General features: G+C 66.3%; 17 protein-coding genes. 10 read left to right on the forward strand and 7 right to left on the reverse strand.

Features of this window, described 5'->3' with window-relative positions; genetic code table 11:
* The first annotated feature begins 98 nt into the window (after window positions 1–98).
* The 9 genes from JYA52_RS11370 to JYA52_RS11410 all read left to right on the forward strand — a co-directional run bounded on the left by JYA52_RS11370 (window position 99) and on the right by JYA52_RS11410 (window position 10,978).
* Entirely contained in the window at window positions 99–1,028 is a 930-nt protein-coding gene (locus tag JYA52_RS11370; RefSeq protein ID WP_205653292.1) for an FKBP-type peptidyl-prolyl cis-trans isomerase, read from the forward strand.
* Window positions 1,029–1,069: 41 nt separating this feature from the next.
* Window positions 1,070–1,465, forward strand: a complete 396-nt coding sequence (locus tag JYA52_RS11375; RefSeq protein WP_205653293.1) for an FKBP-type peptidyl-prolyl cis-trans isomerase — start codon at window positions 1,070–1,072, stop codon at window positions 1,463–1,465.
* A 145-nt stretch (window positions 1,466–1,610) separates the two neighbouring features.
* A complete protein-coding gene (locus tag JYA52_RS11380; RefSeq protein ID WP_205653294.1) occupies window positions 1,611–3,593 on the forward strand; it encodes a helix-turn-helix transcriptional regulator in 1,983 nt (660 codons plus the stop codon).
* A gap of 10 nt (window positions 3,594–3,603) precedes the next feature.
* Entirely contained in the window at window positions 3,604–3,966 is a 363-nt protein-coding gene (locus tag JYA52_RS11385) for a hypothetical protein (protein WP_205653295.1), read from the forward strand.
* Window positions 3,967–4,001: 35 nt separating this feature from the next.
* On the forward strand, window positions 4,002–4,271 hold the full coding sequence (gene tatA / locus JYA52_RS11390; protein ID WP_205653296.1) for a Sec-independent protein translocase subunit TatA: 270 nt from the start codon (window positions 4,002–4,004) through the stop codon (window positions 4,269–4,271).
* A 6-nt stretch (window positions 4,272–4,277) separates the two neighbouring features.
* Window positions 4,278–5,114, forward strand: a complete 837-nt coding sequence (gene tatC / locus JYA52_RS11395; RefSeq protein WP_205653297.1) for a twin-arginine translocase subunit TatC — start codon at window positions 4,278–4,280, stop codon at window positions 5,112–5,114.
* A 24-nt stretch (window positions 5,115–5,138) separates the two neighbouring features.
* On the forward strand, window positions 5,139–8,042 hold the full coding sequence (locus tag JYA52_RS11400; RefSeq protein ID WP_205653298.1) for a DEAD/DEAH box helicase: 2,904 nt from the start codon (window positions 5,139–5,141) through the stop codon (window positions 8,040–8,042).
* 53 nt (window positions 8,043–8,095) lie between these two features.
* Window positions 8,096–9,763, forward strand: a complete 1,668-nt coding sequence (locus tag JYA52_RS11405) for an amidohydrolase (protein ID WP_205653299.1) — start codon at window positions 8,096–8,098, stop codon at window positions 9,761–9,763.
* A gap of 468 nt (window positions 9,764–10,231) precedes the next feature.
* Complete coding sequence (locus JYA52_RS11410; RefSeq protein WP_205653300.1) at window positions 10,232–10,978, forward strand: polyprenol monophosphomannose synthase; 747 nt, start codon at window positions 10,232–10,234, stop codon at window positions 10,976–10,978.
* Between the two features lie 71 nt (window positions 10,979–11,049).
* Here JYA52_RS11410 and JYA52_RS11415 read toward each other — a convergent pair whose 3' ends face one another.
* From JYA52_RS11415 to JYA52_RS11430, 4 genes are all read right to left on the reverse strand, one after another.
* Entirely contained in the window at window positions 11,050–11,397 is a 348-nt protein-coding gene (locus tag JYA52_RS11415) for an RNA polymerase-binding protein RbpA (RefSeq protein WP_003802221.1), read from the reverse strand.
* Window positions 11,398–11,632: 235 nt separating this feature from the next.
* Complete coding sequence (locus JYA52_RS11420) at window positions 11,633–12,586, reverse strand: SPFH domain-containing protein (RefSeq protein WP_205653301.1); 954 nt, start codon at window positions 12,584–12,586, stop codon at window positions 11,633–11,635.
* Window positions 12,587–12,691: 105 nt separating this feature from the next.
* Window positions 12,692–13,153: an NfeD family protein gene (locus tag JYA52_RS11425; protein ID WP_205653302.1), complete on the reverse strand. Its 462-nt coding sequence runs from the start codon at window positions 13,151–13,153 to the stop codon at window positions 12,692–12,694.
* A gap of 121 nt (window positions 13,154–13,274) precedes the next feature.
* Window positions 13,275–14,159: a putative RNA methyltransferase gene (locus JYA52_RS11430; RefSeq protein WP_205653303.1), complete on the reverse strand. Its 885-nt coding sequence runs from the start codon at window positions 14,157–14,159 to the stop codon at window positions 13,275–13,277.
* 34 nt (window positions 14,160–14,193) lie between these two features.
* On the opposite strand from JYA52_RS11430, the gene JYA52_RS11435 reads away from it, so the two are divergent.
* On the forward strand, window positions 14,194–16,254 hold the full coding sequence (locus JYA52_RS11435) for a S9 family peptidase (protein WP_205653304.1): 2,061 nt from the start codon (window positions 14,194–14,196) through the stop codon (window positions 16,252–16,254).
* On the opposite strand, the gene JYA52_RS11440 is transcribed toward JYA52_RS11435, so the two are convergent.
* The 3 genes from JYA52_RS11440 to JYA52_RS11450 are packed head-to-tail and all read right to left on the reverse strand — an operon-like array spanning window position 16,251 to window position 18,762.
* The gene (locus JYA52_RS11440) at window positions 16,251–16,916 is read right to left on the reverse strand and encodes a peptide deformylase (RefSeq protein ID WP_205653305.1); all 666 of its coding nucleotides are present in this window, start codon (window positions 16,914–16,916) and stop codon (window positions 16,251–16,253) included. The genes JYA52_RS11435 and JYA52_RS11440 overlap by 4 nt on opposite strands.
* Window positions 16,917–16,925: 9 nt before the next feature.
* The gene (locus tag JYA52_RS11445) at window positions 16,926–18,068 is read right to left on the reverse strand and encodes an FAD-dependent oxidoreductase (RefSeq protein ID WP_205653306.1); all 1,143 of its coding nucleotides are present in this window, start codon (window positions 18,066–18,068) and stop codon (window positions 16,926–16,928) included.
* The gene (locus JYA52_RS11450; protein ID WP_205653307.1) at window positions 18,061–18,762 is read right to left on the reverse strand and encodes a class I SAM-dependent methyltransferase; all 702 of its coding nucleotides are present in this window, start codon (window positions 18,760–18,762) and stop codon (window positions 18,061–18,063) included. Before JYA52_RS11450 ends, JYA52_RS11445 begins: the two co-directional genes overlap by 8 nt.
* Between the last annotated feature and the right edge of the window lie 5 nt (window positions 18,763–18,767).

The following is an 18,767-nucleotide window of genomic DNA, read 5'->3' on the forward strand; positions in this document are numbered from 1 at the left end:
GCGTTACTCTGGAATAGGCCGTTTTGCGGTCGCGACTGCTTGGCCGGGCGCATTCCTCGCCCCGGCAGCATCCATCTTGCCCCGACGAAAGTTCTTAAGTGCGCCGACTACTAGCAATTCTCATTCCCGGACTGCTTCTGCTGACCGCCTGTGGCGGCGGAGAGCCTGCAGCCCCGGAGCCGACCAGCCAGTCCGCGGGTGAGACAGCCAAGCTGGACTCCCTGAAGCTGACTGAAAACGGAGACAAGAAGGCTCCAAAGGTCGAATTCACGAAGCCCCTCGACGTCACCGAGCCCACGGTGAAGGTGGTGACAGAAGGCAACGGGGACCGGGTTAAGGCCAACCAGATTGCCGAGGTCTCCGTCCTGGCACTGAACGGCAAGGACGGCGCCACCCTTGATGACAGCTTCCCCAAGGATCCGCAGCCCATTGAGCTGAACGACGATCTCAAGACCCAGAGCCCCATCATCTACAACGCCTTCGTGGGCGCGAAGATCGGGTCGCACCTGGCACTGGCGGCCCCCGGCCAGGCTGCCGCGCAGGGCGCCGAAGCGCAGCCGTCGCAGCTCCTCATCATCAAGGTGCTGTCCGCCAAGGACGCGCCAAAGGTGCTGGACAAGCCTGAAGGTGACAGCGTCACCCCGCCGGCAGGCCTGCCGAAGGTCACCGAGAAGGACGGCGTGCCCGAGCTGGACGTCAAGGGCGTCGCAGCCCCGAAGGAGCTCATCGCGCAGGACCTGATCAAGGGCAAGGGCCCCGAGGTCAAGGCCACGGATACCCTGACGGTGAACTACGTGGGCGTCGCCCTCGCCAGCGGCAAGAAGTTCGATTCGAGCTTCGACCGCAAGGAGAAGGCCACCTTCCCGCTGAACAACGTCATCAAGGGCTGGACCCAGGGCCTGACCGGCAAGACTGTCGGCTCCCGCGTGCTCCTCGTCATCCCCAAGGCCCTCGCCTACGGTGACGCCGGCCAGGGCGAAGCCAAGGGCGACCTCGTGTTCGTGGTCGACATCCTCGGCACCAAGTAAGTTCCCCAGAGCAGTTCACCTACCTAGCAGAAGGAGCAACCATGTCATTTGGTCAGCGCAACCTCGACCGCCAGAAGCCGGAAATTGACTTCCCTGAAGGCCCCGTCCCCACGGAACTCGTCATCACGGACCTCATCGAGGGCGACGGTCCCGAAGCCAAGGCCGGCGACACCGTCTCCACCCACTACGTCGGCGTTGCCTGGTCCACCGGCGAAGAGTTCGACGCTTCCTGGGGCCGCGGCGCGCCGCTGGACTTCAGGGTCGGCGTCGGCCAGGTCATCCAGGGCTGGGACCAGGGCCTGCTGGGCATGAAGGTCGGCGGCCGCCGCCGTCTCGAGATCCCGTCGGAGCTCGCCTACGGCTCACGCGGTGCCGGCGGAGCCATCGGCCCGAACGAGGCCCTGATCTTCGTTGTGGACCTCGTGGGCGTCCGCTAAGTCCACCAGGTGCCCTGCGGCACGCCTGCTCCCTAGGCGTCCTGCGGTCAGCTCCAGCTGAAGCGCGGTAACAATCGGAAGGAATTTCCGCATTGTTGCCGCGCTTTGGCGTTTTTCCGGACACAGCTTTAGTAACGTAGCGAGAGTGTCCGCCCAACGAACTGAACGTCTGCTGAACCTCCTGATCGCCCTCCTGAACTCCAGGTACGGGCTGCGGCGCAGCGAGCTTCGGGACAAGATCTACGACAGCGCGGCGAGTGATGCGGCCTTTGGCCGGATGTTCGAACGGGACAAAAACGACCTCAGGGATTTCGGCTTCGAGGTCGAAACCGTGACGGACCTCGGATGGAGCTCGGACGATCCTGCGACCACGCGGTACCGGATCGGCAAGGAATCGAACCGCCTGCCCGGCGTGGAGCTCACCCGTGATGAATGGACGGTCCTGCTGCTGGCCTCCCAGCTGTGGGAACAGGCTGCCCTCGGCCCGGCGGCCACGAACGCCATGCGCAAGCTGCAGGCCTCGGGCAGCCTGGCGGACGTTGCGTTGCCGGCCGGCGTGCAGCCACGGATCAAGCCGGCGGGCCAGGCCTTTGAAGACCTCGTGGGCGCGATGCACGCCCAGCACCCGGTCCGGTTCCGGTACCTTGCCGGCAGCACGGGCAGGGAAGAGGAACGGGTGGTTGAGCCCTGGGGGCTGGGCAGCCGGTTCGGCCAGTGGTATCTGGTGGGCTATGACCGTGGCCGCCAAGCGGAGCGGTTCTTCCGGCTCTCACGTTTCACCTCCGCGGTATCGGTGCTGGCGAAGGAGACCTTTGCGCCGCCGTCAGGCTTCAACGTCCGCGCCGAGCTGGACAGTCTCCCGGAGCTCCCGCAGCGGTCCGCCGTCGTCGATGTCCGGAACGACCGCCTGCTGGGGCTGCGCAAGCGGGCGCAACCTGCCACCGTCGGATCGGCGGCCGGAAGGCCCGACGACGGGTGGGACCGGCTGGCCGTTCCCTACCGGGATGCTGAGCTGCTCGGCGAGGAACTTGCGTCCTATGGTCCAAATGCCAAAGTGGTCGAGCCTGCGGAGCTGGCCTCCGCAGTCCGCCGCCGGCTGGAGGGCGCCGCAGCGTTCCTGGCGGAGCCCGTGCCCAACTACACTTTCTCCGGCGGTGCCGCGGGGAAGCGCGCCCGCAAACGCACTTCAGAGGACCAGCTCAAGCGCATGCTCCAGCTGGTGCCTTTCCTGGTGCACAACCAGGGCCTCCATATCCAAGACGTGGCGGACCAGTTCGGCATCACGCGGCAGGAACTTGAAAACGACCTGCTGATCCTCATCTGCTCCGGCCTTCCGCAGGGCTATCCCGATGAGCTGCTGGACATCCAGTGGGAGGACGACCACGTCTTCATCACCCAGTCGCTGGAGCTCAACAGGCCCGTCCGGTTCACAGTGGACGAGGCCTGTGCACTGCTGACGGGCCTGGAGACCCTCAACGGACTGCCCGGGCTCGCCGAAGGGGGCGCCCTGGAGTCCGTCACGCTGAAGCTCATGGCGGCTGCGGGGGAGGAGGGGCTGCGGGCAGGTGCTCTGTCTCCGGAGGTGGGTCCGGGCAACACCGCCAACCTTGAGACGATCCGCGAGGCCGTCATGTCCAGGCAGCAGCTACACCTTGTCTACCTGTCGGCACAAAAGGATTCCCTCTCAGAGCGCGACGTGGACCCTCTCCGGCTCTATTCCATGGACAACACCTGGTACTTCGAGGCGTACTGCCACTCGGCGGAAGGATTGAGGAACTTCAGGCTGGACCGCATCGAAGACCTCAGGCCCAACGGGCGGCCCGTCTCGGCGCCGGTGTTGCCCGACGGCGGGTTTCCGGCCAAGCTCTTCACCCCGAACGACGACGACACGCTCGTGACCGTTCAGCTCACCGCCCGGGGCGCCGGGCTGGCGGACGACTACTACGCGGAGCGGACGGCCGCCCTGCCCGACGGCGGGCTGGTGGCCGAGATCCGGTTCGGCAGCACCTCATGGTTGCCCATGTTCGTTGCGCAGCACGGCGGTGCGGTCAGGATTCTCGACCCCGCCGGGCTAGCGGAGGCGTCCCGGGACTGGATCGAAGCGGCCTTGGCCCAGTACGCCCGCTAGACTACTCAGCATGCCTTGGTGGTCATGGATCCTGATCTGGATTGCGCTGATAGCGCTTTCCCTGCTCTTCTATCTGCTGTTGGGAATCCGGCTGTTCCGAAAATTCATGACAACCGTGAAGGAACTTGGGGCGGCCGGAGACAAACTGGGCCACCTGCCCGGCCCCGACTCTGCGGCGGACGCAGCGGACGGCGGCGGGCCGCGGGTGCGGCGTGTCCCGCCGGGAGCCGCCGTCTTTGCCTCACCGCATGAGATGCGCCATGATTACCACGAATCAAAGTCATTCCGCGTGGAGGTCCGGCGGCAACGCAGGATCCGGCGCAAGGCCGAGCGGGGACAGCCCCAGGCTTTGCGCGACATCGAATTGGGATAAACGTAGGATGTACTTAAACGAAAGGACCACCCGCCATGAGGCTTGAAGGCTGGCATCTCATCATTATCATCGTTCTGGCGTTGGTGCTTTTTGCGGCACCAAAGCTTCCCGGCATGGCCCGGAGCCTGGGCCAGTCGATGCGCATCTTTAAGTCGGAAGTCCGCGAGATGAAGAAGGACGACACGGCGGACGCGAAGGACGGTTCCGGTCCTGTTGAAGGCAAAGTCGTGAACCACCCGCGCTCCGCCTCGACCGATAACAATCCTGCAGACGGCCACGACGCTCAGCCGCCGAACCGCGCCTAAGTCCACATGGCAGTAACCATGGGTCGTCGATCCAATCCTGAGGGACGGATGGCGCTGCTGGACCATCTGAAGGAACTCAGGAACAGGCTGTTCAAGTCCGCCATCGCGGTTGTCCTTGCCACCGTCGCAGGGTTCATGGTCTATCAGCCGATGCTGGCTGCCCTGATCAAGCCCATCCGCGATCTCAATGAGAACGAGGGCCGTCAGGCGACCCTCAACTTTGACGGCGTAGCAAGTTCATTCGACCTCATGATCCAGGTGTCAGTATTCCTGGGCGTGATCATCGCCAGCCCGGTGTGGCTGTACCAGCTGTGGGCCTTCATCGTGCCCGGCCTCCACAAAAAGGAGCGGCGCCTGGCGCTGTCGTTCGTCGCGGCGGCCGTGCCCCTGTTCGTCGGCGGCGTCACGCTGGCATGGCTGGTCCTGCCCAATGCTGTGAGGGTCCTGACGGAATTCACGCCATCCGGCGGTTCCAACTTCATCAGCGCCCAGGTCTACCTGTCGTTTGTCCTCCGGCTGCTGCTGGCGTTCGGCATCGCCTTCCTGCTGCCGGTGGTCCTGTTCGGACTCAACCTCGCCGGGATCCTCCGTGGTGCGCAGCTCGTTAAGAGCTGGCGGATCACCGTTTTTCTCGTGTGCCTGTTTGCTGCCATGGCAGCGCCGGGAGCCGACGCCATGAGCATGTTCTATCTCGCGGGCCCCATGCTTGCACTGTTTTTCGCCGCCATCGGCCTGTGCCTCCTCAATGACCGCCGCCGCGACCGCCGGGCTGCCAAGCGCGCAGCTGAGACCGAGGCCACGGCCGATATCGCGACCCCGGGCAGCGAACTGAAGAATCTCTAGCGTCCGCCCAGCTAGGCTTGAGGAATGTCCACATCACCGGATTCAATGTCGCCAGCCGAACGATACAGGGCCAGCGCCGAGCGGACGGCGGAATCCAAAACCTACCTCGGAGCGTTCGCCCGCACCCTTGACTTTGAACTGGACGACTTTCAGCGTCACGCCTGCCGTTCGCTCCAGGACGGCCGGGGCGTCCTGGTGGCCGCGCCCACCGGTGCCGGGAAGACGATTGTGGGCGAATTTGCCATCTACCTTGCCCTGCAACGCGGGCTGAAGGCCTTCTACACGACGCCCATCAAGGCACTGAGCAACCAGAAGTACACCGAGCTGGCCGACAAGTACGGTGCGGACAGTGTGGGCCTGCTGACCGGTGACACCAGCATCAACGGCGACGCGCCCGTGGTGGTGATGACCACCGAGGTTCTCAGGAACATGCTCTACGCCGATTCAGCTACCCTCGACGACCTCGGCTTCGTCGTCATGGACGAGGTCCACTACCTGGCCGACCGGTTCCGGGGCGCGGTGTGGGAGGAAGTCATCATCCACCTCCCGAGCGAAGTGCAGGTGGCCTCGCTGAGTGCCACTGTTTCGAACGCCGAGGAATTCGGTGCGTGGCTGGACACGGTCAGGGGAGACACCGACGTCATCGTCTCCGAGCACCGCCCCGTTCCGCTCTGGCAGCACGTAATGGTGGGCAAGGAGATCGTGGACCTGTTCGCCGGGGACACTGCCTTCGACGAAATCGCCCCCGAAGGGGACCCCGCCACAGCCTCGGCCCTCCCGGCCGCGCCCACTGCCGACGACGCCGGACAGCGCGGATTCGAGGTCAACCCCGAGCTGCTGTCCATGGCCCGCGCGGAGAGCCAGCTGAATTTCCAGGGCCGGTTCGGGCATGGCGGCCGGAGCCAGCGGCGGCAGCACCGTCAGCGTGCCGAGGACCGGTCCCAGCAGGCGGCACCGCGCACGGCAATCCGCCGGGCCAGCCGGCCGCAGGTGATTGCCAGCCTGGACCGGCAGGATCTGCTGCCCGCCATTACCTTCATCTTCTCCCGGGCCGGCTGCGATGCTGCAGTCACGCAGTGCGTTACCGCCGGGCTGTGGCTGACCACCGAGAGGGAACAGCGGATCATCGCCCAGCGCGTCGATGAAGCCGGGCAGGACATCCCGTCCGACGACCTTGAAGTGCTGGGCTTTTGGAATTGGCGCGACGGGCTGCTCCGGGGCATAGCGGCCCACCACGCCGGCATGCTGCCCACGTTCAAGGAAGTGGTGGAGAAACTCTTCGCCGAGGGCCTTGTCAAGGCTGTGTTCGCCACCGAAACGCTGGCCCTGGGCGTCAACATGCCGGCACGCTGTGTGGTCCTGGAGAAGTTGGATAAATTCAACGGCGAAGCGCACGTGGACATCACGGCGGGGGAGTACACGCAGCTCACCGGCCGGGCGGGCCGGCGTGGCATCGATGTCGAGGGCCACGCCGTAGTGCTGTGGCAGCCCGGCACCGACCCGACGGCCGTTGCGGGCCTGGCATCAAGGCGGACGTACCCGCTGAATTCCAGCTTCAGGCCCACCTACAACATGAGCATCAACCTCCTGGCACAGTTTGGACGGCCACGGGCACGGGAAATCCTCGAATCCTCGTTTGCCCAGTTCCAGGCTGACCGGTCCGTGGTGGGCCTGGCCAAGCAGGTGCGGAGCCGGGAGGAATCACTGGCGGGGTACGCCAAGTCCATGACCTGCCACCTGGGCGACTTCACCGAATATGCCCGGCTGCGGCGGGAGCTATCCGACGCCGAGAACTTCACCTCACGGGGCAAATCCAGGGCGCGGAAATCGCTGAACGAGGATTCCCTCAGCCGCCTCCTGCCCGGCGATGTGGTTGACGTTCCGGCCGGCCGCGCACCCGGTTACGCAGTGGTACTGAGTTCTGACCACAGCTCACGCGAGCCCCGCCCGGCCGTGCTCACCATGGAAAACCAGCTGCGCAGGATCGGCATCGACGACCTCGAGGGGCCCATATCACCGCTGACCCGGATCAGGATTCCGAAGTCCTTCAACGCCAAAGTCCCGAAATCCCGCAGGGACCTGGCCTCGTCCGTCCGCAATGCACTGCGGGAGAACCGTCCGCCGGCTCCCGGCAACCCGCGCAACACCGACTTCGGCCTCGGAGCAGGCTTTCCGAACCAGGAAAAGAAGATCGCCGAACTTCGGCGGGCACTGCGCGCCCACCCCTGCCACGGCTGCAGCGAACGCGAGGACCACGCGCGGTGGTCTGAACGGTGGTGGAAGCTGCGCAAGGAAACCGACGGCCTGGTCCGCCAGATCCAGGGCAGGACCAATACTATCGCCAAGACCTTTGACCGGGTCTGTGATGTCCTCTCCGTGTACGGCTACCTGGAGACACCGGAACCCGGACAGCACCGAATCAGCACTGACGGACAGCGCCTGCGCCGCATCTACGGCGAAAAGGACCTGCTGATTTCACAGGCGCTGCGCCAGGGCGCCTTTGACGACCTCGACGCCATTGAGGTGGCCGCCCTCGCCAGCGTGCTGGTGTACCAGGCGAAGCGCGAGGACCGCGGCCTTCGTCCGCGCATGCCCAGCGTGTCGCTGGAAACGGCAGTGGATATCGTGGTCCATGAATGGTCCGCCCTGGAGGACGTGGAAGAGCAGAACAAGCTCCCGTTGACCGGCGAGCCGGAACTGGGACTGGTCTGGCCCATCTACAAGTGGGCCCGCGGCCGGCACCTCCAGGACGTGCTCAATGGTACGGATCTCGCCGCCGGGGACTTCGTCCGTTGGGTCAAGCAGGTGATTGACCTGCTCGACCAGCTGGCCAAAATCCCTGGGCTGGAGCCGCGGCTCGCCAGGCTGTGCAGCGAGGCCATCAAGATTGTCCGGCGCGGAGTCGTCGCCTACTCCACCGTGGTCTAGGGTCTGAAAGCCATCCCTGACAACAAATCAAGCATCAAGGAGTTCCTCCCCTCATGACCGAAGCAACCACCAGCGGCAAGGACGGTCCGGGCAGTTCCGGAGTCACGCTGTACCGCAACGGCTCCGTCTACACCGCCGCCGATCCCTTCGCCACGGCCATGCTCGTGGACGGTGGCACCGTCGCATGGGTGGGGTCGGAACAGGCGGCGACGTCGATCGCCGACAGTTCCATGGACATCGTCGACCTCCGCGGAGCGCTCGTCGCGCCCGGATTCGTTGATTCGCACGTGCATCTGACGGAGACCGGGATCGCGCTGGAATCGCTGCAGCTGGGCGCCGTCCGTTCCGCGGGGCAGCTCCTTGACGCTGTTGCGGATGCCGCAGCTGCCGGTGGGGACGGCCCTCTCCTGGGTCACGGCTGGGACGAGTCCCTGTGGACCGACTCCACACTGCCGGAACCGGGCGAGCTGGAACGGGCCGCGGGTGGCCGGCAGGTTTACCTTTCCCGGACGGACGCCCACTCCGCGCTCATTTCCCCATCCCTCGCCGCTGCGGCACGGGTCGAAGGGCTGGACGGCTTCGCCGCCGGCGGACATGTCAAGCTCGCGGCGCACGCCGCCGCCCGGCTGGCGGCCCGAAATCTGCCGGCAGACACGCTGCGGGCGTACCAGCGACGTGCCCTGGAGGAAGCTGCCGCGAACGGCTACGCGGCGGTGGCGGAAATGGGTGCTCCCCATATAGGAAGTGTCCTTGACCTGCAGCTGGCAGCGGGCTGGAACAGCGACTCTGGCGCGGCACTGCCAGAGGTCCTGCCGTACTGGGGGCAGCTGGTGGCGTCGCAGCCCGAGGCCGAAGCCCTGCTCACCGAACTGGGTGTTCCGGTCCGGGGCTTGGCCGGAGATCTCAATATCGACGGGTCGATCGGTTCACGCACGGCCTCGCTCCGGGAGCCGTACGCTGACGCGCCGGGGGAGAGGGGGACAACCTATCTGTCCACGGACGAAGCAGCGGCCCACCTCGCGGCCTGTTCGCTCCTGGGCATCCAGGGCGGCTTCCACGTGATTGGCGATGCCGGTCTTGACGCCGCGCTGGACGCACTGGATCAGGCGGCCGCCGAGGTGGGAGAGCAGCGGATCCGGGCCGCCGGACACCGGTTTGAACACGTGGAAATGGCCGACGCCGAAGCAATCGCCAGGCTCGCCAGGTATTCCGTGACCGTCAGCGCCCAGCCTGGCTTCGACGCCGCCTGGGGGGGCGCCGGCCGGCTCTATGAACAGCGGCTGGGCTCCAGAAGCCAGGACATGAATCCGTTCGCGTCCTTTTACTCGGCCGGCGTTCCCATCTGCTTCGGCAGCGACAGCCCGGTGACCCCGCTGCGGCCCTGGGCCGCCGTGAAGGCGTGCCTGGAGCACAACAACCATGCCCAGCGGATTTCGGCCCGGGCGGCCTTCCTTGGCCACACGCGTGCCGGCTGGCGCGCCGCCAGGCACCCCAACCCGATGGCGGGGCAACTGGTGCCGGGTGCGCCCGCCACGTTTGCGGTCTGGGAGGTCGACGAGCTCATGGTGCAGGTCGCCGACGGCAGGGTGCAGTCCTGGAGCACAGACCCGCGGGCCCGCACGCCGCTGCTGCCGGCCCTGGACACGGGCACGGATCCGCGGTGCCTGCAGACTGTCAGGAACGGCCGGGAGCTGTTTTCGGCCGGCGCATTCGGCTCCTGACGGCCGCTGGCGGAGCCCGCAACAAACAGCCGCACAGCCGCGAATTTGCCGCGGCCAGCCCCTCCGGAACTAGGCACTGACCTGCGACGATGCAAGTAAGGGCAGGTCAGATGCCGGTTGACAGGGCATGGGCCGTCCGTAGCATTGAGGATCAACGGACGGACGCAATTGGCCCGGTGTCTGTCTGGCTACTCCCGAGACAATCGGACCGCGGAAGCGCTCTGGTCACGTGCGGCGGTGGCATTCCGTGGGCGGGTCCATGGCGCAACAGAAAACAGTTCCCCTACCGGCACCGCGTAATCCGGAACTGGCCCGAGGCGCATGGACCCGCCCTTGGCGTGTCCGGACTCCTGCTGCGAAACCCGGGCAGTGAAACGCCCTTTATAATGGAGAGTTGCGCTTTACGAGTCGGGCGGTCCCGCCACACTCCACGCGTGCTGACCGCTCCCATCCAGGAAAGGCCTCCCTGTGCGTGTCCTCACCATCATTCCCACCTACAACGAGCTGGAGTCGCTCCCCATAACGCTGGGTCGCCTGCGTGCGGCAGTGCCGGCATCCGACGTCCTCGTTGTGGACGACAACAGCCCGGACGGGACCGGGCAACTGGCGGACAGCATCGCCGCCGAAGACAGCCAGGTCCACGTCCTGCACCGCAAGGGCAAGGAAGGACTTGGGGCCGCGTATATTGCCGGTTTCAAGTGGGGACTCGCGGCGGGCTACGACATCCTGGTCGAAATGGATGCCGACGGATCCCACCAGCCTGAGCAGTTGCCCCAGCTGCTGGACGCCGTGGAACAGGGCGCCGACCTCGCCATGGGCTCCCGCTGGGTGCGCGGCGGCAGCGTCGTGAACTGGCCCCTGTACCGTCAGGCAATCTCCCGTATCGGCAGCACCTACTCCCGGATCATGCTCGGCGTCAAAATCAAGGACGTGACGGGCGGATACCGCGCCTTCCGCCGCACCACGCTGGAGAAGCTGAACCTGGACCAGGTCGAGTCGGTTGGCTACGGCTTTCAGGTGGATCTTGCCTGGCGCGTGGCCAAGATGGGCCTGACGATTGTGGAGCGCCCCATCACCTTCGTGGAGCGCGAGCTGGGAGCCTCCAAGATGAGCGGCCACATCGTGGTGGAAGCCATGCTCAACGTGACCAAGTGGGGCCTGACGGCCCGCTGGAACAAGCTGACCGGCAGGAAGCCTGCATCCGGCCGGGAGTAACAGCCGGCAAAAGCAAAAGGCCGGGCCCGCTGCAGTGTGCAGCGGGCCCGGCCTTTTTGCGGTTGGAGTGGCTAGGCTGAGCGCCTCTCGCCACGACGTTCGCGCAGGATGGTGAGGCGGTCTTCGAGGATCTGCTCAAGCTCCGGCAGCGACCGGCGTTCCAGCAGCATGTCCCAGTGTGTGCGGACAGCTTTTTCATTGCTGGTGTCGGGGCGTTCGCCATCAACGAGCAGCGCTTCCTTGCCGGTCTTGGAAACCCAGACAGGGGGAATTTCGGCTTCGGAGGAGAAGGTTACAAAGACCTGCTCGCCGTCCTCGCACCGGTACTCAACCCGCTGACGCGGAGCCGGCTCCACACCGGACTCGGTCTCCATGCTTTGGGCGCCAAGACGCATGCCCCGCAGGCTGCGATCGCTCATGATTTCTCCCTCTGGTCGGTTCGCGGAGCGGGCTCCGCGCTAGCCGGAGGTTTCAAAGCTGCCTCCGGACTACGGTGTGCTCTACGTAGCATCACTAAATGGAACGCTTTGCCAAGCAATGTTGTTCCGGGCGGAGTGATCAGCCCGGACAAATATCCCATTATACGGATTCATGGCCCCGCCGGCAACGCGGCAGAGGGAGGCACGCCAACGGCGTGCCTCCCTCTGCGTCAAGCTACGAGGATGCCGGCTGCTTCCCGGCGTCGTCCGAGGGGCCGAACAGGTCCCCGGACCGCGGGTCCGGGTTGGTCCCACCCAGCGCGTTGCCGATTCCCTTCAGCGCCTCGCCCACTTCGCTCGGGATGATCCACAGCTTGTTGGACGAGCCTTCGGCGAGTTTGGGCAGCGTCTGGAGGTACTGGTAGGCGAGGAGCTTCTGGTCGGGGTTGCCCTTGTGAATGGCGTCAAACACCTTTTGGATGGCCTGCGACTCACCATCCGCGCGGAGGATGGCGGCCTTGGCGTCGCCCTCGGCCTTGAGGATGGCCGCTTGGCGCTGGCCCTCTGCCGTCAGAATGGCTGACTGCTTGGTTCCCTCGGCGGTGAGGATGGCGGCGCGCCGGTCCCGTTCCGCCCTCATCTGCTTCTCCATCGAATCCTGGATGGAGTGGGGCGGGTCGATGGCCTTCAGCTCGACGCGGGAGACGCGGATGCCCCAGCGCCCCGTGGCCTCATCCAGCACGCCGCGGAGCTGGCCGTTGATCTGGTCGCGGGATGTCAGTGCCTCTTCCAGGTTCAAACCGCCAACCACGTTACGGAGGGTGGTGGTGGTCAGCTGTTCCACGGCCTGGATGTAGTTGGCGATTTCGTATGTCGCGGCACGGGGATCGGTGACCTGGAAGTAGACCACCGTATCGATGGACACCACGAGGTTGTCTTCGGTAATGACGGGCTGCGGCGGGAACGAGACCACCTGCTCACGGAGGTCAAGCAGCGGCAGCAGCCGGTCCACGAACGGGATCAGGATGGTCAGGCCGGGATTGAGGGTCCGCTGGTACTTACCCAGGCGCTCAACCACGCCGGCCCGGGCCTGCGGCACGATCCGCACTGAACGGACCAGCACTATGACCACAAAGACGATCAGGACCAGCATTACGATGGTGAGGGCGAGTCCTCCTGGACTATCCATACTTCTCCTTCATTCCCCAGTTTCAGTGAAGCTTTACGTGGCGGCTCAGCCGCCGGATCTGCCGCCGCCGGTATGGAGACAGCAGAAATCTTGACTGTCGGGACCTTATTGGACAGCGGATTCCGACTGAGGCGCCACAACGGCCGTCGCGCCTTCGATGGCAGCGACAATCACCCTCTGGCCCTCAGCGAGGACACCGGAATCGGAGCGCGCGCTCCAGATGTCGCCGCCAATCTTGACCCGCCCGCCGGTGGCGGTCACGGGCTCCATGACCAGTGCGGTCTCCCCGATGAGCCGGTCAATGTTGGTGCGCTGTTCAGCTGGCCCCTTGTGCAGGTGCTTCAACGTGACCGGCCGCACGAAAGCGATCATCAACAGGGACACGACGCAGAAGACCACGATTTGCAGCCAGAGGTCTGCGCCTGCGAAATCGGCGACCACGGCGGCCAGGGCGCCGCCGCCAAGCATGATGAAAAAGAGATCAAGGGTCAGCATCTCCACGGCGGCGAACACGAGGAAGACCGTGAGCCAGAGAGCCCACCAGTTTTGGCCAAGCCATTCGAACATTCGATTCCCCCTTGATCCCGGGGGCTGCGGGGCAGACCCTCAGTGACTTTCTTCCATCCTAGACCGACGGAGCGTCACTAGGCAGGTGACGGACGCGCCAGGCCGGAACGTGGCCAAGCCGTTACGTGGCGGCGCTCTTGCGGGGGAGGAAGACGCTGATCCGGAACCTGGCACCGACGCGTGTCACGGCCGCAAAGTCCGCCAGCCTCTCGGCCAGTGCGGCGCGGTCTGTGTGGTGGCCGGCCGGACCCATGAGTGCCAGGTTGGCCACATCGGCGGGGGACAGCTCAAGGTCAAGGTCCAGGTCCTTGGTGGACACCAGGTCAAAGTGGGCCGATAGTGAGCCGGCCAGCCGTTCGTCCTTGGCTGGCTCTATCCCGAGCATTCCCGTCTGGCTGGCAATCTCACCGAGGTGGCCCTGCCGAGGTGTCACCACCACCAGCCGGCCCGAAGGCCGGAGCACTCGGCCGAACTCGCTGGCGTTGCGGGGCGCGAAGACAACGGTCACGACGTCGACGGCGGCGTCTGCCAACGGGATCGGCTGCCACACATCGCCGACCAGGTTCACGGCCTCGGGGTTGAGCCGCGCGGCACGGCGCAGGGCGAACTTTGAGATGTCCAGTCCGACGGCGGCAATCCCGGCTTCGTGCCCGGGAAGGTCAAGTATCGCGCGGAGGTAGTGGCCCGTACCGGTGCCGGAATCGAGCACAGCCGGCTCCGGACCCCGCAGCGCCGGCTCGGCCGCGGCGGCCACCGCCGCTGCAAGAGGCCGGTAGTGGCCGGCGTCGAGAAATGCCGTGCGCGCCGCCACCATTTCGGCGGTATCCGCCTCAAATGCTGTCCCCTTGCCGACCAGCAGGTTGAAGTAACCCTGCCTGGCGGCGTCGAAGCTGTGCCCGTTGCGGCAGGCCAAGGCGCTGCTGCGGGTCGCCTCAGCGGACGCAGGGACGGGTGAAAGGGCTTCCCGGCATACCGGACAAAGCAGGGGCGGCAGGCGGAAAGGCATGCTGACAATCCTAGGGCTTGCTAGGCTCACGTGGGTGAAGCCAGAACACCTGCCGCTGCTCAAGTCCGTCTCCGCCCCTGCCGTCCACCCGGACGGTACGCGCGCCGTCGTTTCGGTGACCCGCCCCGACTTTGACGGCGATGCCTACGTGGGGCAACTGTGGAGCGTTCCGCAGGACCCGGAAAGGCCTGCACGGCGGCTGACACGCGGATTCCGGGACACGGCTCCGGCTTTTTCGCCGGACGGCCGGGTCCTCGCCTTCGTCCGGTCCGCCCCCGGCGGCAAGCCGCAGCTGTATGTGGTGGAGGCTGCCGGCGGGGAACCCCAGGTCCTGACGGACCGTCCACTGGGGGTATCGTCCTTCGCCTGGTCACCCGATTCGCAGCGGCTCGTGTTTGGCTCACGCCAGCCCGACGACGGCCGGTACGGCACCGTCGACGGTGTGGGCGCCGGCGGTGAGGACGCGCGCCTGATCACCAGCTTCAAGTACCGGATGAACGGCGTGGGCTACCTGCAGGACCAGCCGCTCCAGCTGTTCGTCCTGGACGTTCCGGACCTGGGCGACGAGCCCCGGGTCCAGCCCGCAGGACGCGCGCTGAAGGACAGCCAGGACAGCCACGACGCCGGGCACGACGCCGCGGCGAAGGGCCTGCCTGACGCGAGACAGCTCACCTCTGCGGCAACAGACCACACTGGTGAATCCTTTAGCAGCGACGGCAGGTGGGTGTACTTCGTGGCCGCGCTCCATGAGAAGAGCGACGAGGATCTGGCCGCCGGCATCTACCGGGTTGCCGCCGGCGGGGGCGAGCCCGTGCCGGTCCAGGCGTCCAACGCGGGCCCCCAGACCGTCCTCGCCGCCCGGGAGTCGCGGGACGGGAAGTGGCTGTTCTTCACCGCCCAGGACCTCGGCGTCTCTGGCTTGGATTTCGTCGCGAAGAACACGGTTCTGCACGTCATGCCTGCCGCGGGCGGAGAGGCGCGGGCGCTCAGCGATGCCGAGAACATGGACGTCGATGCGCCAGGCGGTCTCATCGCGCTGCGCGGAAAGGACGCAGCCCTGGTACTGAACAACGCCCAGGGAACTGTGGAACTGCTCGAGTTCAGCGCCACAGGCAGCCACGCCCTACTGGTGCACGGAGACAGGGTGGTCACCGGAGCCGGAGCAGCAGAAGACTCGTTGTTCATCAGCTTCACGGACGCCGCAACCGCCGGCGATGTAGCCTGCCTCAATCAGGGCCAGCTGCGGCTTCTGACGGATTTCTCGGCGGCCCTCCGGACAGAAGCCGGGATCATCGAGCCCCAGGCGCTGGTCGTCCCGTCCTCCGACGGCCACGAAGTCCACGGATGGGTGCTGGCGCCGCCGGGGAAGGGGCCGCACCCGGTGCTGCTCAACATCCACGGCGGTCCGTTTTCCCAGTACACGGTGGCGCTCTTTGACGAGGCGCAGGTCTATGCGGAGGCCGGGTACGCAGTGGTGATGTGCAACCCCCGCGGCTCCGCAGGCTACGGTCAGACGCACGGAAGGGCCATCAAGGAGCGAATGGGCACCGTGGACATGCAGGACGTGCTCACCTTCCTCGACGGCGCACTGGAGAAGTTCGCTGCGCTCGACGCCGGCGCGCTGGGAATCATGGGCGGCTCCTACGGCGGATACCTTACGGCCTGGACCATCAGCCAGGACCACCGTTTCCGGGCCGCGATCGTCGAGCGCGGTTTCCTCGATCCCGTCAGCTTCACCGGCTCGTCCGATATCGGCTGGTTCTTCGGCGGCGAATATACGGGCACCTTGCCCGAGCAGGTGGCGGCTCAAAGTCCCATGGCCACCATCACCCAGGTCAGGACGCCCACGCTGGTGATCCACAGCGAGGATGACCTGCGGTGCCCGGTGGAGCAGGGGCAGCGGTACTTCACCGCCCTCAAGCAGCAGGGCGTTGACTCCGCCTTCCTGGTTTTCCCCGGCGAGGACCACGAGCTGTCCAGGTCAGGAACGCCGCACCACCGCCGCCAGCGGTTCGAGCACATCCTGGCGTGGTGGGCACGGCACCTGCCGACGGCGTCTGACCGCGCCGGGCAGCATCCCGCGGTGGGAACCTAGAGGCGCTCCGTCAGGAACCCCAGCTCCCGGCGTGCCCGGTCGATTCCAGGTTCAGCCCAGCGCTGCGCGTATTCGCTGTTGGTGGTGAGGGACCGGAGCTCGGCCCTGTCGATGTACAGCGTTCCGTGCAGGTGGTCCGTTTCGTGCTGAACGATCCTGGCCTGCCAGCCGTTAAAGTCTCGGGCCACGGGCTCTCCCGCCGGGGTCAGATACTCAAGCCTGACGCTTTCCGGGCGCTCCACCACAGCCTGCAGCCCGGAGAGGGACAGGCAGCCTTCGAAGAAGGCCGCCGTCCCGCTTGGCAGCGGGGAATACGAGGGGTTGACTATGGCGAAGAATTCGAGGGGCGTGCGGCTCCGCACGGCGGCGGCATCCTTGTCGATTTCAAACTGGTCTTCGAGGACGGCAAGCTGCAAAGGAATCCCCAGCTGGGGCGCTGCCAGGCCGACTCCGGGGGCCTCGTGCATAACCTTCCGCATCAGGTCGATCAGGTCGGAAAGCTCCGTTGCGTTCAGCTGTCCCTCGAAGGGAGCGGCATGCTGTCTCAGGGCCGGGTGGCCGGCCTGGACTATGGGCGGCAGTGTGTCCATCGCCAGCAATTCCTGTACGGCCTCTTGGATGCGGGCAGGAGTGTAGGACGTGGGCGGAAATGCTTGGCTCATGAAGCCAGCCTAACGGGGCCTCTGCATGGTGAACCGCCTGGCCACCAGGGCATTCAGCGCCGGCACCGCCGCGATCCGCGCGATTGCCGTGTTCCGTGTCCGCAGCAGACCGCCGGACAGGGGCCTGCCCAGCGCCATATTAAGTTCGGCCTGGCGTTTCGCTGCGGCGGCCGCCCGCCGGCGGGAGGCATCGAACCGGCGAAGATCGGTGCCGCAGGGCCAGCCCCGCAGGCTGGCCATGATGATGGGCAGCAGCAATTCCCCGTCCAGCCAGCCAAGGTTCATGCCCTGCCCGCCGATGGGGCTGATTTCATGTGCGGCGTCTCCGATGAGGGCAGTCCTTCCCTCGACCATGCGGCTGACCAGGCGTGAGCGGACGCCGAAGCTACTCAGCATGCTGTAGGCGCCGGGATCCACGGCTATGCCCGTTCTTTCCTTCACCAGACCGGCCAGCAGGTGCGCGTCCGGATATGGCGGCGGGCCGGACAGCCTGACCACCCAGCGGCGCACGCCTCCGGGCAGGGGAAAGGACTCAACGATCCCGCCGGCTTCGAGGAACAGGGCGGCGTCCTCGCCGTACTGGCTGGTGTCAGGAAAATCACCCATCAGATAGTGCTCCGGGTAGCGTTTTTCCGCGGCCGGCAGCCCCAGCAGCCGCCGCACCGTCGAATTGGCGCCGTCAGCGCCCACGGCAATCGCAGCGGACATTGTGAGCCGGGTACCCGCGACGGTGGCGTCGACCGTGACCCGGGCGCCGGCGTCGTGCATGTCCGTGACCTCAGCCCCGCGAAGCAGGGCGTCGGGGTCCAACTCCAGCACCCGGGCCTCGAGGGCTGCCTCCGTGACCGGTTGGGGTACGGCCAGGACGAACGGAAAGCGGTCCGATACCGGCGCGAACGGCATGTGCGCAATCTCCCGGCCGGCCCAGACGGCACGGCCGCGGCGGATGCGGATTCCGCGCGCGACCAGGGGTGCGGCGGCTCCGATGCGGTCCAGCGCGGCAAGGGCCGGGGGATGAATACCGATCGCCCTGGTGTGCGCGTTCCGGCCGGTGCGCTTCTCGAGGATCCGGACGGCCGCACCCTCCTGCAGCAGCAGCGCGCCGAGGAACAGCCCCACGGGACCGCCGCCAACGATGAGGACGTCAGTCACTGCCGGTGTCCCGGCTGTAGGTGAGCACGCAGTGAAAGGGGGAGTGCCGCTCAGCCCGCCATCCCGCTGGAGCGACGGCGGCAAGTTCCGCAACCGTGTAGCTGCGCCTGATGGAGGTCAGGCCGTCGCCGCGGATGTAGGAGCCGGTCATCGGCAGCGCGCCGGCGCCAAAGAGCGCGTAGGCGAGGGCGTTGCGCCGGAGGTCGTTGTGGACGGCCAGGCGCCGGGCCAGCTGTGCGGAATCGTTGAGCAGGCCCTGCAGTTCCGCATCGGACAGGTGGTGCAGCACGTGGTTTGAAATCACGAGATCGAAGGCCTGGCCCTCCGCGACGAGTTCTGCGCTCGTGGCCTGCCGGAACCGCACCCCCTGCTGCGGCGTTCTGTGCCCGGCGAAACGGTATGCGCGGGGGTCTGGGTCGATGCCTGTGATGTCGAGCCGGAAGCCGTCCCGGGCGGCCCAGCCGGCGAGCATCAGCGCCAGGTCCCCGCCGCCGCAGCCAATGTCCAGCAGCGTGGACGGGACACCAGGGGACAGCAGCGGCCTGAGCCTGGTGCGGTAGAGGCCATGCCAGCCTGAAATGGCACGGTTGACCAGTGCGAACTGCCGGTAGGTGCGGTCCAGGCGTTCCGGATCGCAGTCGGGCCGGTCCATCTCCTCAACAGCGGTGGCGTCCCGAGCGCCGAGCATGCCCATGGCGG

It is taken from the genome of Arthrobacter pascens (assembly GCF_017052465.1).
GTDB lineage: Bacteria > Actinomycetota > Actinomycetes > Actinomycetales > Micrococcaceae > Arthrobacter > Arthrobacter pascens.